We start from the raw sequence: 14,803 nt of genomic DNA, 5'->3' as shown, positions 1-14,803 counted from the left end.
GACCGAAGCGCATCGCATCGAGCGCGACCGCCTGCCACGCGGCCGGGTCGACCCGGATCGCCGCGCGGCGCGCGCAGGCCGACCGCAACGCCCTGCCCGTCCAAGTCGAAGCGGCGTCATCCGCCGATCGAGGAGCGCCGCGCACTCAACGCACGGCCGGCAGCTTCAGCATCGTGTCGGTCATCACGTCGGCCAGCTTCAGCGCCGACATCGGGCCGCCAAACCCCCAGATATTGCGTTCGATGAGCGCGATCCGGTGTTCCTTCATCGCGGGAACGAAGCGCCACACCGGCGAATCGAGTTTCGCGGATAGCGGCACGTCCATCCCCGACGCGGTCACGAACAGCACGGCCAGCTCGCGCTGCCTGAGTAAATCGGCCGACGTCACGTACAGCGTGCCTTCCCGCGTCGGCTTCTTCGGCCACGGATCGAGCCCGAGCGCCCGCGCGAGCCCCGCTGACGTGCTGTTGCCGGTATAGGCCCAGTAGCGGTCGGGCAAGCCGAGATCCTGCAGCAGCGCGACGCGCTCGCCCTTGCGGCCCGCGGCCGCGAGCCGCGCCGCATTGCGTGCGATGCCCGCATCGAGCTGCGCATCGACCGCCTGCGCGCGCGCGTCGCGCCCTGTCACCGCACCGATCGTCCGGAAGATCTGCCGCATCCAGTCGAGCTGCGTGACCGGCACGCCGCCATCGGACACATTCGGGCTGAACTGGAACAGGATCGTCGGTGCGATCCGGTCCAGCGCGTCGAAAATCGGCGCATGCCGGAAACCGACGCCGATGATCAGGTCGGGCTTGACCGCCGCAATTGCTTCGAGGCCCGGCTCCTGGCGCGACCCGATGTCGGTCACGTTCGCGAGCCGGTCGCTTTGGTATCCGAGCCAGCCCGGATAGAACGCGGTATCGGCCATCCCGACCGGCACGAGGTCGAGCGCGATCACGCTTTCCGCGAACATGAAGTCGAGCGCGACCACGCGCTGCGGCCGCACCGGCATCGTCGTGCTCGCCTGCGACACGACGGGGTTACCGGCCAGCGACACCGCCCCCGGCGCACGCGCGCCCTGCTCGCGATGGGCATCGAGGGGCGCGGCAACCGCGCCGGACGATGCGGCAAACGCACCGCAGCACGCGGCGCCGAGCGCCGCGAGTGCGCCGAGCGCGTGCCGGCGGCCGGCGTCCATCACCGGATCGCGTCCTGCCCGGCCAGCGCCGCGTCGTCCATCGTCAGTAGCAGGGGGCAGCTTCCACACAGTTGCGTTTCTCCAGGAATTTCATAGCGCAGGCAGCACACGCGGCGCGCGCGAAACGGCGTCGGCAGCAGCGCCGAGCGCGGCACGGTATCGCGCACGGGCACGCGCAGCGGATTCGGCTCGCCGTGCACGCAGCGCGAGCCGAACAGCCAGTCCGCATCGCGGACGGGATCGGCCGCGCATGGCAGCGCACGATACGTATCGAGCAGATAGTCGAGCAGGTTGCCCGCGTTGCTCCACAGCACGCGCGGCGTGACGCGGCCCATTGCCGCGAGCAGGTCGATCACCGCGCCGAGATGCGCGACGAGCCCCGCATAGCGGGGCGCCGGGTCGTCGCACGGCGCGCCGAGCGCATCGTGCGGGACGTACAGCGCGGCGGGCATCCCGTCGTCGAGCGCGACGAATGTGCGCTCGGGCGACATGTCGAGCGGCCGGCCGAGCGTCAGCGCGGCGACGACGCCGGCCGGCGCCGCGCGACCGAAATAGTATTTGCTCCATTGCGACATCAGCGCGCGTGCATGCTGCGCCGGATCGCCGCCGTAATGGCCGACCATCGCGTCGAGGATTGCCTCGCGGTGATCGGGCAGCGTGCTGACGGGTACGACGATCCGGCCCGGCGCATCGTGCGCGTCGTCCGGCATGCCGAGCCAGACGACGTCGAGGTGTTCGGCGAACGGTTCGGGCGCGAACGCCGAGAAGCGCGTGGCGCGCGCGCCGTCGAGCGCGGGCGTCATCGCCCTGCGCGCCGGGCGCGGCGCCCCTCGAGGATCAGCAGCCCGAGCAGGTACGGCGCGCCGATCAGCGCGGTCAGCACGCCGGCCGGCACTTCGCGCGGCGCGACGACCGTACGCGCCGCGAGATCCGCCGCGCCGAGGATCAGCGCGCCGCACGCGGCCGCGAGCCACAGCCGCGTCCGGTGCCGGCGCGCGCCGAGCATCGTCGCGACGTGCGGCGCCATCAACCCGATGAAACCGACCGGCCCGACCGCCGCGACGGCCGCGCACGCGGCGAGCGTCGCGATCGTCAGTGCGAGCGGCCGGAGTGCCGCCACCGGCAGGCCGAGCGCGGCGGCCTGGTCGTCGCCGAGCGCGAGCATGTCGAGCGGTTTCGCGAGCCATGCGAACACGGGCACCGCGAGCACGCACCACGGCAGCAGCATCGACACTTCGCCCCAGCTCCGCCCATAGGTACCGCCGACGAGCCATACGACGAAGCGCGCGGGCTGCACGCTTTCCTGCGTGATCAGCCATTGCGCGAGCGTGGTCCACAGCGCGCCGATCACGATGCCCGTCAGCGCCACCGCGAGCGGCGCATAGCGATGCCGGTGATTCAACGCGAGCGTGACCGCGAGCGACAGCCCGCCGCCGATCAGCGCGGCCGCCGCGAGCGTCACATGACCCATCAGCGGCCACGTCGACAACGCGAACAGCGTGACGAGCCCCGCGCCCTGCGTGACGCCGAGCACTTCGGGGCCCGCGAGCGGATTGCGCACGACGCTTTGCATCGCGACGCCGCTCACCGCCAGCAACGCGCCGGCAAGCAGCGCGCACAACAGGCGCGGCATGCGCAGGTCGATCAGCATCCGCGCGAGCGCATCGTGGCCGGACAGCGCAGCGGACCAGCGCGCGATCGACAGCCACTCGGGGCCGGCCGACACGCCGACGAACACGATCAGCACGCCCGCCGCGACGAACAGGGCCGTGCGCAGCGGCCAGCCGAGCCGTTCGAGCCAGCCGACGAGCCGCGTCGAACCGCTGCCCGACGCGCGTTCGGCATCCGCGTGCAGCACGCCCGACCACGCGGCACCGCGCCGGATCATCGCGAGCATCAGCGGTGTGCCGACCAGCGCGATCGCGACGCCGGTCGACAGCGTCGCGTCGAGACCCGACGCGAGCACTGTACTGTCGGTGACGAGCACGAGCGCACCGCCCGCGAGCGCCGACAGCGGCACCAGCACGCCGAGCCGCGCGGCGCGCGCGCCGCGCACCTGGCGCAGCAGGTTCGGCGCGACGAGGCCGACATACGACAGCGGGCCCGCGATACTGACCGCCACGCTCGTGAACGCGACCGCGACGATCGTCGCGGCGAGCCGCGTCGCGTCGACGCGCACGCCGGCCGCCGCCGCCGCATCGTCGCCGAGCGTGAGCGGATTCAGCGGCCGGATCACGAACGGCAACGCGACGAGCGGCACGACGAGCCAGCGCGCGGCGAGCGCGAGGCCCGTCGCGCCCGGCTGGTAGAGGCTGCCGTTGGTCCACAGCGCGGCGCCCGCGATGTTCTGCTCGAAGAACGCGAGCACGAGCGTCGACAGCGCCGCGAACAGCAGCATGCACACGCTGCCGGCGAGCACGAGGCGCAACGGCGTCGCGCGCCAGCCGCCGGCCGCGACGATCGCGCCGCCGGCCGCGGCCAGCCCGCAGACGAACAGCAGCGGCACCGATGCGACACCCGCCAGCGCCGGCACGAGCATCGCCGCGAGCAGGCCGAGCTGGGCGCCGCCCGTCACGCCGAGCAGGTCGGGCGACGCGAGCGGATTGCGCGTGAGCGACTGGAACAGCGCGCCCGCGATGCCGAGGCAGCCGCCCGCGACGAGCGCGGCCGCGACGCGCGGCAGGTTGAGGTCGAACAGGAACACGTGCGCGAGCGCGGCGGCATCGCTGCCGGGCACGGCGCTCCACCACACGCGCAGATCGGGCGCGACGCGCAGCACCGCGAGCAGCGCGATCAACGTGACGAGGCCGAACGCGATCGCGCCGGCCCGGCCCGACGCCGTGCCCTTCCCCGCCGCCGCGAGGCGCTTGCGCATCGCGAACGTCGTCATACGGCGAGATCCCGGTCGAAGACGCCGGCCGCCTGCGGCGCGCCGTCGGTCGTCGGCCCGTAGGCCGGCACGCACATCGGCGCGCCCGTCTGCGGATGCGAAAGCTTCAGCATCTCGACGCCGAACGCCGCGCGCAGCCGCGCCGGATCGAGCATCGCGTCGGGCGTGCCCTGCGCGACGAGACGGCCCGCGCGCATCAGCACGATCTCGTCGCTGTACGCGGCCGCCTGGTTCAGGTCGTGCAGCACCCACACGATCGTCAGCCCGCGCGTGCGGTTCAGCGTGCGCAGCGCATCGAGGATGTCGAGCTGGTGATGGATGTCGAGATAGGTCGTCGGTTCGTCGAGCAGCACGATCGGCGCCTGCTGCGCGAGCGCCATCGCGATCCACGCGCGCTGGCGCTCGCCACCCGACAGCGCGCCGACGTCACGGTCCGCGTCGCCCGCGAGGCCGCTCGTCTCGAGCGCCTCGTCGATCGCCGCGTGATCGGCCCGCGACAGGCCGCGCAGGAAGCCGCCGTACGCATAGCGCCCGTACGCGACGAGTTCGCGCACGGTGAGGCCCGATGGAATCTGGTTGAACTGCGCGAGCATCGTCAGCTCGCGCGCGAGCGCGCGACGGCGAAACGCCGCGAGCGGCTGGCCGTTGACTTCGACATGGCCGGCACGTGCGGGCTGCAGGCCCGCGAGCGTGCGCAGCAGCGTGCTCTTGCCGCAGCCGTTCGGTCCGCACAGCGCGGTTACGCGGCCGGCCGCGATCGACAGGTTCAGCCCGTCGATCACGACATGGTCGCGATACCCTACCGACAGCCCGCGCGCGGCAAGCGCGGCGGTACTACGCGTCATCAATCCTCCGTTCGGCCGCGCGGGACCGTATAACTCTGCGCCATCGCGACGACGACCTTGCGCGGCCCCTCGAACGGGTCGCGCGCATGCGCGGTCAGCATGTTGTCGAGCATCAGCACGTCGCCCGTGCGCCACGGGAACACGATGCGCTGCTGGTCGAGCACGCCGCGGATCTCCGCGAGCGCGTCGGCTTCGAGCGGTTCGCCGTCGCCGTAATACACGTTGCGCGGCACGTTCTCGAGCCCGACCGCGTCGACGAGCGCTTCCTGCATGTCGTCGTCGAGCGCCGACAGGTGAAACAGGTTCGCCTGGTTGAACCACACGCGGTCACCCGTGCGCGGATGCCGCGCGACGGCCTGGCAGCGTTCGCGGGTGCGCAGCAGCAGCTCGCCGTCGTCGTCGGTGCGCCATGCGCATTCGATGCCGCGCGCCGCGCACATCCGCTCGACTTCGGCCGGCTCGTCGGTGCCGAACGACTGCTGCCACGGCAGGTCGAGCCCCTGCCCGAAATTGCGCACGTACAGCAGTTCACGTTTCTCGAAACGCGCAATCAGCGCCGGATCGAGCGCGCGATAGACGGCGCGGCTGTCCGCGATCGGCGTCGCACCGCCCTTCGGCGCGGCGAGCGCGCAGTGGAACCAGATCCGCAGCGGCCATTCGCGCGTATACGACTGCTCGTTGTGCAGCGGAATCGCGCGGTGCGGCGGGTATTCGGTCGACGTGTAGACCGCGCCCTCGACCTGGCTGCGCGGCGTCGATGCGTATTCATAGCCGATCAGCGGATCGCCGAACGATGCCGCGAACTGCTGGAACGCGTCGATCGACGGCACGTGAAAACCCGTGAACAGCACGCCGCCCGCCCGTTCGAGCGTGTCGGCCGCGATCTCGCGCGCCAGCGGCGCGACGTCGTCGATCGACATGCCGTCACTGCCGCGCGGCGACACGACGGTGGGCAGCCCCGGCTCGATACGCAGGTCGTCGAGCGTCGGCAACGAAAGCAGGGTCATGCAACGTCCTCTTCAGGTGGCGCGCCGGATCACGGCGCAGCGGGTCACGACGCGCGCGATGCGCGCTCGCCGTCCATCGCGCGGCGCAGGCTCGCGGGGCGCATGTCGGTCCAGACGGTCTCGATGTGCGCGAGACAGTCGGCTTTCGGGCCGCTCACGCCGATCTCGCGCCAGCCGGCCGGCACGGGCCGGAACGTCGGCCAGATCGAATACTGTTCTTCGTCGTTGATGACGACCGTGTAGACGAGGTCATCGGTGTCGGCGGAAGGCGTCGTGGCTTGCGTCATGATCGGAAATCGCTGAGGCGGTTGAAGGTGGCGAAGCGGCGGTTTCGGCCGCTCCTGTCTGATAGACGTTTGGCCGGCGCGGTTTTTTACCGGCGCCGTGCGCGGCCGCCCAGGAACACCGGGCACGCGACGCCGCGATGGCACGCGTCGAGGCATTCCGCGCAGTGGCGCTCCGCGTCGCGCACCATGAAATGCACGAGCGTCTGCGACACGTTCAGCGCGCGCGCCGCGGTCTGCAGCGTCTCCTCGCGCAGCCGCACCATCTCGAACGCCGCGCGGCTGCGCGCCGGCAGGTCGTCGAGCGCCGCCCACACGCGCCGCAGCGTGTCGCGCGTCAGCAGCGCGGCTTCCGGCGTCGGCTCGGGCGACGGCACGTCGAAGCCGTCGTCCTCTTCCGTGTGATAGACGTTCTCGAGGCTTTGCCGGCGGCACGCATCGATCGACGCATTGCGCACCATCCGCGTCACGTACGCGACCGGTTGGCGCACCGCGTCCTGGTTCGGAAATTCGACGAGCTTCACGAACACGTCGTGCACGACGTCCTCGGCGCGGCTCGCACAGCCGACGAAGCCGCGCGCGACATTGACGAGCATCGCCCGATGCGAGATCAGCACGTCCAGCAACGCACCCTGCGCACGGGGCTCCGCGGTGCGGCGCGCACGCGGCGGCCGGTCGGGATAACTGCCGAGGAACGGGTTTGCCGCTGCCGCCGCCGGTCGGTCGAGCACTTCCGCCATCGCCATCGATCTGCTCCGTCAAATTCCGAGATAGCGAAATTTAACGTAAACGCAAATCATTCTCAATACGATTACGAAATGACCCTTTCGGTTGTCAGGATTTGTCTGAACAATCGGCGGAATCGTTGGCGGGGCAGATGGGACGCATGCCGCCGGTCGTGGCAGGCGGCATCGACGTGTCTGTCCGGCGGATACGGCTGCCGCTGCTTTCACGGGGTTCCGACGAAACGCCTGGGGCGTCGTGTCATGCGCGGTAGCAACTTCTTACCACGTGAAATTTTGAGGGCCCGTACGATCGACGTGCCGTTTCCCCAGGGAGAACAAACATGAAATCCATCGTGCTATCCGCTGTCATGCTGGGCGCGCTGTCGAGCGTGATGCTCACCGGATGCGTCGCCTATCCGGGCCCGGCCGAAGTCACGATCGGCTGGCATGGCGATCGTTACTGGGACGGAAATCGCTACTGGGAGCGCCGCGACTGGGAGGCTCAGCATCGCGGCGGCCATGACGACCGCCGCGACGATCGCCGGGACGACCATCGCGACGATCAGCGGCCGCAGTGGTAACGCGCCGCCGCTCCCGTGACCCACTATTCAACGACAGGACCTCAAACATGAAGACGCTACTCAAGACCCTGACCGTCGCGGCGCTCGCCGCCGCCGTGCTCGTGCCGGCGATCGCCGAAGCCCATCCGCACCGCGTGTGTCACTTCGAGCATCACCATCACAAGGTTTGCCGCTGGGTGCGGTAAACGACACAAGGCGTCGGGGAACCGGCGCCTTGCTTCATCGCTTTACCTGATTGCGACCGTGATCGCTAGCGTGCGGCCGGCAGCAGCCGGCATTGCACCAGCCGCGCCGGGGTGACCGGCATGCGGCAGACATCTCGCTGCATCGCGGCGTTCGGCTTTGCCGCCAGCATGCGTGACATCGCCTTCGGCTGCGACGCCCGTACGCGCGATGCGTCCGCACCCGGGCTCGCCGGCCGCAATGCGCGCAGCGTCGCCGCATCGATGTGCACTTGCCAGAATTGCGGCCTCCCGTCGGGGTCGTCTTCGCGATAGCCCTGCCCCGTGATGGTCTGCCCATCAGGGCTCACGCCGATCACGCGGCTCAGATTCAGCGTGCCGGCCGACAGGCCGGCCGCTTCGAGCAACGCAACGAGGCTGCGCATGCCGCTTTGCGGCGTCCAGACGAAGACACGCGCGACACCGGTCTGCTCGTTGCTCGAGCCACCGATGACAATCTGCCCGTCCATACTGATCGACAACGCGTAGCTGCTGTCATCGCCTTCGAGAAAACCGAGCCGCTGGATGCTGTCGCCGCCGTTCGTCCACAGCACGGCTTCCGAATCGAGCCGTTGTCCATCCGGCGTGTCCACGAGAGTGCCGAGCGAGCCGGCGATCGTCCGTTCGTCTTCGGTCACGCCACGGGCCATATCCATTCTGGCCGCGCCCGCGTTGATCGTCGGCAACAGTCGTTCGCCGGTTCGTTCTGTCCAAAGGAGCGCGCGCGAACCATACACGCCGTCGACATTGCCGGCGAACCCGGTTGCAGCATTCCCGGACGAGGTCATCGCGAGCAGTTGCACGAGATAGTCGCCGCCCGGCGGCAACTCGCGGAAACCCCTCGGCTGGTCCCACATGAACCGTGCATTCCGGCCGCCTGTCGTCGTAAAACTGCCCGCCATCCTCGTGCCGGCGAGGTTCGCAACGTCGACCCTTGCGCCCCGGCCGGCCGTATCCGGAACGAGTTTCTGTGTGCGACCGTCGCCGGGCCATCGCACCGCCCATCGATCGAGGTTGCTGCTGTCCGCCTGGCGCGCGCTGATCGAGCCGCCGATTACCTGCCCATCGGCCGACACCGTCTGTGCCTGCGAGTCATAGGCGTTCGCCGGCGCGGCCAGCCGCTGCCAGCCCGTCGCGGCCGACCAAGAGAAGGCCATCGAGCCACCGGGCTGCGCTTCGCTCCAGTAGGAACCAATGATCGTCTTGCCGTCCGCACTGACGGCATTGCCGTTGTACTGCACGTCGCGCGGCCCGCCCAGGTCTCCAATCACCGTCAGCGAATAACCGCCGGCCGATACCGTCTGCGCGTGAACCGCGCTCATTGCCGACACGGCCAGCACGGCCGCGACGACACTGCGTCTCGGATGCATCCCCTTCTCCTCCGTCCGTACATCAATGAAAATTCAGTGCACGCAGCATGTTGCGCGGCGCACGCCGCTCACACCGCACCACGCTCAATACAGGAAAATCCGGATCGTGGCGGCTGCGTCAAACGGCCCGATCTTCGGTGGTCCGAACGACTTGAGCACCGCATCGAGCATCACGGTCTGATTCGCAACGTTGGCCGCAAACTGCGTGAGCGTGAACTGCTTGTTGAACTCGATCGCCTTGCCCTGACTATCCTCGAGGCCGATCCCGAAATTGCTGTTCGCTGCCGGCACCAGCAAACCGTTCTGTACGGTGCCCTTGGTCGCCTCGAAATAGCCGTCGACGCGAATCGGGATGCTGCATTTCTTCGTCAGCGACAACGAGAACCGCCGGCGCGGCACGGCCGGCAGGAAGCCATTGCCGGACGCCTGCACCTGACCGAAATTGACGATGCCGGGCTCGGGCGTCACCAGCACGTCGACGAGGCACGGTGTCGGCTTCAGGCGCGACAACCCGCTCAGCCGGTACTGAAAACTCGATCGGGCCGCGTTGAGGCCGTATTTGCCGTCGAACTGGAAGACCGCATAGATATCGTTCGGCGGCTGCATCCATTGACCCTTCTTGCGCACCACCACCTGATAGGTAATGCTGAGTGGCACCTTCTCGCAGCGCCCCCATGCAAAGTCCCGGGGCGAACACGGACCCACTTCGGTGGTGGTTTCCACGCGCGCGCCCAGCCCGCTACCCAGGCCGAAATAGTCCCGGCCACCATAGCGAATGCCGATTTCCAGTCCCCATGCGGCGGGATCCTGCATTCTCGGGTTCGCGTAGAAGTAAACCTTCTCGGAAAAGGCCAGTGCGTCCCCGCCGTAGTCCTTGTAGCAGTACCCCGTCGTCGTGCGCGGCGGCGATACCCAGATCACGTACCCGTCCTGCGCGTCCGTCGGATACGATGCGACGCCGCCGATCGGCTCGGTAAGCGAATCCGCGCCGCCGTCGCTCAGGCAGCGCAGCGCCCATGCCGGCTGCACCACCGCGATCAGCATCGCGAGCACGACCCAGCGCAGCCATGCCGCGAGCGGCGACAGGCGTTGTCTTGCGCCCCCGCTCATTTCTTCACGCTCTTGCAAGCCCCTGCCTCACACGCATACTCCACCGCCACCTGGCCACCGTAATCATCGACATGCGTGACGAACAGCGTCGACGGCGTCGCGGCCTTGAACGGCACGTCCGTCCTGCTCATCGGGCTCACCATCACCGGCTCCAGCGGCACGGGCGTCTTCTGCGCCCCCGAAGCCAGGTTGACGATCGTGATGTGATACGGCGTCGGATTGTCGAACACGAGCGTGTGCGCGGCCGAGTCGACCCGCAACGTCATCGGCAACGTCCAGTCCTCGTCACGCGCCGGCTGCACGGCCTTCGGGCGGTAGAACAGCTTCATCTGCGTATGCAGCGCGATCTGCAACGTGTTCGGCGTATCCGTCTTCGGCGGCACTTCGCGGATGTTCAGGTAGAACACCGTTTCGCGATCGGCCGGCAGCTCGGTGCCCGGCAGCTTCGCGATCCGCAGCACGTTGCGCTCGTTCGCCTCAACGCGCTGCAGCGGCGGCACGACCATCAGCGGCGACGTGATCTTGTTGCCCTTCGCGTCCTCGAGCCACGACTGCACGAGATACGGGTACGTCGCGCTCTTGTTGGTGATCGTGACGATCGCGGCCTGTTCGCCTTCGTTGAAGATCACGCGCGTGCGATCGGGCACGATCGCCGCCTGCGCGGCGCCTGCGAACAGCGCGCCGGCGGTCGCGAGCACGCACCATGCGCGCCGCGGAAAGGAAAGGGAGAAGGAATGTTTCATCGCGGGATCCGTGAATTCATCGTTCGACCCGTGCGGCCGCTGCATGCGACTCGCCGGGCGTCTGGCACGTCACCGGAATCGGCGTGCCTTCGAGTTGGAGCTGGTTCGGCAGCGTGTCGATCGTGCAGAGCGTGCGTTCGCCCGCACGCACCGCCAGCGTGGATTTCGGCTGAACCTGGGTCAGGAACGCCGCACCGCCCTCGCCGACGATGCCGAGTTCCTTGCCGTTCGCCACGTCCTGCACCGATGCACCGAACGGCAGCGGCTTGCCGGCCGGGTCGGTCAGCGTCAGGTACAGGTTGCTGCCGCGCGCGGCGGCAAACTTCACGAAGCCGATCGCGCCGTCGGTCAGCACCATGCGCTGGATCGGGTTCGTCACCTGCACTTCGAGCGGCAGCTTCTCGACGTTGACGGTCGCGTCGTACACGTTGTACGGCGAGATGCCGTCGAGCACCGCATAGCCGCGCGAATCGGTGTGCGAGAGCGTGCCGGACAGCGGCACGTCGGGCACGCCGTCGGTCGACACCAGCAGGCGCGTGTCGCCCGCATTGCCGTTCGCGTGCGCCGACACGCCGTATTGCGTCGCGACGAACGAACCGTCGACTTCGAGCGATGCCGCCGCATACGCATTGGCGAGCGTCGACGCCTGCGCGGTCAGCTGATACGCGGACGAGCGCTGGCGGTAGCTCGCGTTCGCCGATGCACGCCCGTCGGTCGCACCCGCGTTGACCTGGTAGGTACGGCCGTCCGGATCGTCGTAGATGTAGCCCGCGTTCACGCTCGTGCTGCCGCTGCCCGTCGTCAGGTTCGACGTGACGGTGTGACGGCCGCCGATCGGCAACGTCGCGGTGACCGAGACCTGGTTGCCGCTTGCACCGGCGCTCTGCGTGCGGAACGCCGACACGCTCACGTTCAGGTTGCGCAGCGTGCCGATCGAGAACGCCCGCGTGAGCGTGAGGCCGACGCGCTGCTCGTTCGCGCGTTCCCAGTAGGTCGTCTGGTCGTACGAGAAATAGGTCGAGGTATCGCCGAAACGCTTCGACAGCGTCGCCGAGTAGCGCTGCTTGCTGTTGGCGAGGCCGTACGCGGTCGGGTCGCCCGAGAACTGCGCGAAGTTCGTGTATTCGCGTTCGGAGAAGCGATAACCGAAGAAGCGCACGTCGGCATCGAGCCCGTCGAAGTGCTTCGAATAGTTGATGCGGTACGAGTTGCCGTTGCGCGTCGCGCCGTTCCACCACAGCTTCGCCCGCGCATGCGTGACGTCGGCCGACAGCGCGCCGAACGCGCCGAAATCGCGGCCCAGGCCGAGCGCGATCGACGTATAACCCGACGCGGCGATGAAGCCGCCGTACGCCGTGACGTCGAACGGCAGACCGTAGGCGATTTCACCAAAGCCGAAGAACGGCGTGATGCCGGCGCCGCCGAACTGGCGCGGCTTGCCGACGGCGGCCTTGTAGCGCAATTGCCCGGCGCGCGCGAGGAACGGCACGGCGGCCGTCGTCACCTGGAAGCGCTGCACGCTGCCGTCCTCTTCCTCGACCGCGACGTCGAGCGTGCCCTGCACGCTCGTATTGATGTTCTGCAGCGCGAAGGCGCCCGGCGACACGCGCGTCACGTACAACACGCGGCCTGCCTGCGACACGGTCACGGTCGCGTTGGTGCGCGCGACACCCGAGATCAGCGGCGCATAGCCGCGCAACGAAGGCGGCAGCATGCGATCGTCGCTGCGGATCGACGCGCCCGTCAACGCGAACGTGTCGAAGATGTCGGAAGTCAGGTAGTCGTCGCCGAACGTCACCGTCGACTGGATCGACGGCAACGCACGAAATGCGTAAAGCCGGCTGAAGCGGAACGTGCGGTCCGCGTAGGCCGTATTGCCCACGTTCGATTGCGCCTGGTAGTCGCCGCGAAAGCGCCATGCATCCCAGTTCGCGCCCACCGTCCCGTAGGCCTGGATCGAATTCGTCTGGCGGCCGCCCGTCCCGAAGTTGCGGTTCGTGTTCGCGATCACGCGATAGTCGAGCATCGCACCCGGAATCCCTTCGGACCAGCGCGACGGCGGCAGGTAGGTCGAATCGGTGAACTCGAGCGCGGCCTGCGGAATCGTGATCTTGAGCCGCCCGTCGCTTTTCACGTAGCGCACGGTCGCGCCCTCGATCGCGCCGAGGTCGACGCAACGTCCGCCCTGGAAGCGCGGCAGGTCCTTCAGGAGCGACGGCTTCAGCCCGAACTGCGCGACGAGTTCCGGCGGCAGGCACGGCTTGCCCGCCCCTGATGTATCGACGGCGATGAATTCGATCGCCTGCAGCCCGTAGAACAGGTCGTTGACCTGCACGTCGAGCATGTACTCGCCCGGCAGCGTGAAGTCCGCCTGCGAGAACTGCGACAGATCGACGTTGTTCGAACCGTCGATGTTCAGGAACGACGAATTGAATTCCGTCGCATGGCTCTGGCTGCCGACCACCAGCACGGAGACGCAAAGGAAGGAATGTCTGATTCGCACGCGGCGCTACCGGAAGTCCAGGAAGGGAGAAAAGGAGGAAAAGCGAACGAGGAAGGGTGCGCGCACCCTTCCCCGGCACGGCGGCTTACTGGTAGCGAACCGTGAAGTTCGCGACGCCTTCGGCGGTACCCGGCGTCACGCCGGCTGCGGTCGCTTCGTACATCGCAGCGAAGCGCGCGATGTTCGTGCCGTTCTGCAGCACGGTCGGCGCCTTTTGCTCGGCGCCGTTGTCGAGGTATTCACCCGACGCTGCCTGCAGGCGGATACCGACGTTGGTCGCCGAACCGATCGTCGCGAGCAGCTTCGGCTGGCCTGCGCTCGACGTGCCCGTGAACGTGAAGTACGCGTTCTGCGCGACGCTCGTGTCGCAGTCGGTCAGCTTGATGTCGAAGTTGGTCGGCGTGGACTTGTCGCCAGCCTGCTTGAACACGTTGGTCGGCACCTTGCCGAGGTTCACGGTCTGGTTGACCGAGCCCGAATCGATGCCGCATGCGCCCGCGACGATCTCGCCCGTGAAGTTGATCGTGCCGGTGCCCGCTGCGAAGGCCGAGGTCGACAGGGCCGCGAGTGCGACAGCGGTCAGGATGGATTTTTTCATGACGTTTCCCGTAAGGACTGCAAATGGAGTAGTTGACGTGGCGGACACAAACGGCAGCGCATGGTGGCTTCCGTCCGACACGAGGCGGCATTATCGAGATAATCGTGAAAGTTTTCTGTAAATCATTGTCAAATGCATCTGACAATGTCCGATTTACCCCTCTAAATCCACACTCTTTCCTGTCGATTTACAATCCTTCAACTTTTATCCGCAGTCCTTTTTTATTTTCCGGAAGCAATTGAAGATTAAGGAAATTTTCGATCGATAGCCGGAGCCGCCCCGCTCCACCTTGCTGGGATTGACTTCCGCGAAATCATCGTCGGAAAGGACAAAGCATTGTCCAATGCCGCCATCGTTGCAGAACGACAACGGCAATATCAAATCATTTTCAACAAACAGGAAATTAAACCGCGATTCAATCAATTCAATTTTTTCGCGCAAACGATTGCGGCAAGAATACAAACGTTTTACTGCGACACTTTGCCGCTCTCATTATTTCCAATATATTGATTAATTCGACCGTCAATTCCTGATCGTAAATCACATGCATGAGCGGTCGCCGGAACCCGTCGTCCGGTCCGTATCGCGGCAGCGCAGGAAGGAAAAATGGCCCGCACACGTTTGCGCGGAATCGCGACACGAGCGGTCGCACGACGAGGGCTGCCCCGGAACGCGCACGTGCGCGTTCCGGCAGGATGAAAACGTCCTGGCCAGCCTGTCAGTGAGGGGGAAGATATCGCCGGAAC

Annotated in this window: 14 protein-coding genes; 2 read left to right on the top strand and 12 right to left on the bottom strand. The window is 67.5% G+C overall.

Annotated features, from left to right (window positions below; all coding sequences use genetic code 11):
* Nucleotides 1-145: 145 nt before the first annotated feature.
* The 7 genes from CFB45_RS09390 to CFB45_RS09360 all read right to left on the bottom strand — a co-directional run bounded on the left by CFB45_RS09390 (nucleotide 146) and on the right by CFB45_RS09360 (nucleotide 6,952).
* Nucleotides 146-1,183 carry an ABC transporter substrate-binding protein gene (locus CFB45_RS09390; RefSeq protein WP_089425384.1) on the bottom strand — a complete coding sequence of 346 codons (1,038 nt, stop codon included), beginning with the start codon at nucleotides 1,181-1,183 and terminating at the stop codon, nucleotides 146-148.
* Nucleotides 1,180-1,983: a siderophore-iron reductase FhuF gene (gene fhuF / locus CFB45_RS09385; protein ID WP_089425383.1), complete on the bottom strand. Its 804-nt coding sequence runs from the start codon at nucleotides 1,981-1,983 to the stop codon at nucleotides 1,180-1,182. Before fhuF ends, CFB45_RS09390 begins: the two co-directional genes overlap by 4 nt.
* Nucleotides 1,980-4,070 carry a Fe(3+)-hydroxamate ABC transporter permease FhuB gene (gene fhuB / locus CFB45_RS09380; RefSeq protein WP_089425382.1) on the bottom strand — a complete coding sequence of 697 codons (2,091 nt, stop codon included), beginning with the start codon at nucleotides 4,068-4,070 and terminating at the stop codon, nucleotides 1,980-1,982. The genes fhuF and fhuB overlap by 4 nt, the downstream gene beginning before the upstream one ends.
* Nucleotides 4,067-4,915 carry an ABC transporter ATP-binding protein gene (locus tag CFB45_RS09375; RefSeq protein ID WP_089425381.1) on the bottom strand — a complete coding sequence of 283 codons (849 nt, stop codon included), beginning with the start codon at nucleotides 4,913-4,915 and terminating at the stop codon, nucleotides 4,067-4,069. The genes fhuB and CFB45_RS09375 overlap by 4 nt, the downstream gene beginning before the upstream one ends.
* On the bottom strand, nucleotides 4,915-5,922 hold the full coding sequence (locus CFB45_RS09370; RefSeq protein WP_089425380.1) for a TauD/TfdA family dioxygenase: 1,008 nt from the start codon (nucleotides 5,920-5,922) through the stop codon (nucleotides 4,915-4,917). Before CFB45_RS09370 ends, CFB45_RS09375 begins: the two co-directional genes overlap by 1 nt.
* A 44-nt stretch (nucleotides 5,923-5,966) precedes the next feature.
* Entirely contained in the window at nucleotides 5,967-6,209 is a 243-nt protein-coding gene (locus CFB45_RS09365) for an MbtH family protein (protein ID WP_011351933.1), read from the bottom strand.
* 86 nt (nucleotides 6,210-6,295) lie between these two features.
* Nucleotides 6,296-6,952 carry an RNA polymerase factor sigma-70 gene (locus CFB45_RS09360; protein WP_089425379.1) on the bottom strand — a complete coding sequence of 219 codons (657 nt, stop codon included), beginning with the start codon at nucleotides 6,950-6,952 and terminating at the stop codon, nucleotides 6,296-6,298.
* 320 nt (nucleotides 6,953-7,272) lie between these two features.
* Here CFB45_RS09360 and CFB45_RS09355 point away from each other — a divergent pair, with 320 nt between their 5' ends.
* Nucleotides 7,273-7,512, top strand: coding sequence for a hypothetical protein (locus CFB45_RS09355; RefSeq protein ID WP_046545673.1), 240 nt, complete (start codon nucleotides 7,273-7,275; stop codon nucleotides 7,510-7,512).
* A 47-nt stretch (nucleotides 7,513-7,559) separates the two neighbouring features.
* Entirely contained in the window at nucleotides 7,560-7,697 is a 138-nt protein-coding gene (locus CFB45_RS38985) for an HHHH-motif protein (protein ID WP_163008971.1), read from the top strand.
* 65 nt (nucleotides 7,698-7,762) lie between these two features.
* Here the strand turns inward: CFB45_RS38985 and CFB45_RS09350 are convergent, their stop codons facing one another.
* The 5 genes from CFB45_RS09350 to CFB45_RS09330 all read right to left on the bottom strand — a co-directional run bounded on the left by CFB45_RS09350 (nucleotide 7,763) and on the right by CFB45_RS09330 (nucleotide 14,057).
* Complete coding sequence (locus CFB45_RS09350; RefSeq protein WP_254600238.1) at nucleotides 7,763-9,073, bottom strand: calcium-binding protein; 1,311 nt, start codon at nucleotides 9,071-9,073, stop codon at nucleotides 7,763-7,765.
* Nucleotides 9,074-9,187: 114 nt separating this feature from the next.
* The gene (locus CFB45_RS09345; protein ID WP_089425377.1) at nucleotides 9,188-10,213 is read right to left on the bottom strand and encodes a fimbrial protein; all 1,026 of its coding nucleotides are present in this window, start codon (nucleotides 10,211-10,213) and stop codon (nucleotides 9,188-9,190) included.
* Nucleotides 10,210-10,956 (bottom strand): fimbrial biogenesis chaperone, encoded by a 747-nt coding sequence (locus CFB45_RS09340; RefSeq protein WP_089425920.1) that lies wholly within the window; start codon nucleotides 10,954-10,956, stop codon nucleotides 10,210-10,212. Before CFB45_RS09340 ends, CFB45_RS09345 begins: the two co-directional genes overlap by 4 nt.
* Before the next feature lie 16 nt (nucleotides 10,957-10,972).
* Nucleotides 10,973-13,426, bottom strand: a complete 2,454-nt coding sequence (locus tag CFB45_RS09335; RefSeq protein WP_089425376.1) for a fimbria/pilus outer membrane usher protein — start codon at nucleotides 13,424-13,426, stop codon at nucleotides 10,973-10,975.
* Between the two features lie 118 nt (nucleotides 13,427-13,544).
* Complete coding sequence (locus CFB45_RS09330; protein ID WP_089425375.1) at nucleotides 13,545-14,057, bottom strand: fimbrial protein; 513 nt, start codon at nucleotides 14,055-14,057, stop codon at nucleotides 13,545-13,547.
* Nucleotides 14,058-14,803 lie beyond the last annotated feature (746 nt).

The organism is Burkholderia sp. HI2500 (genome assembly GCF_002223055.1).
In the GTDB taxonomy this organism is placed as follows: Bacteria; Pseudomonadota; Gammaproteobacteria; order Burkholderiales; family Burkholderiaceae; genus Burkholderia.
Note: the sequence above shows the minus strand (reverse complement) of the source record. Positions and strands in the feature narration are given on the sequence as shown.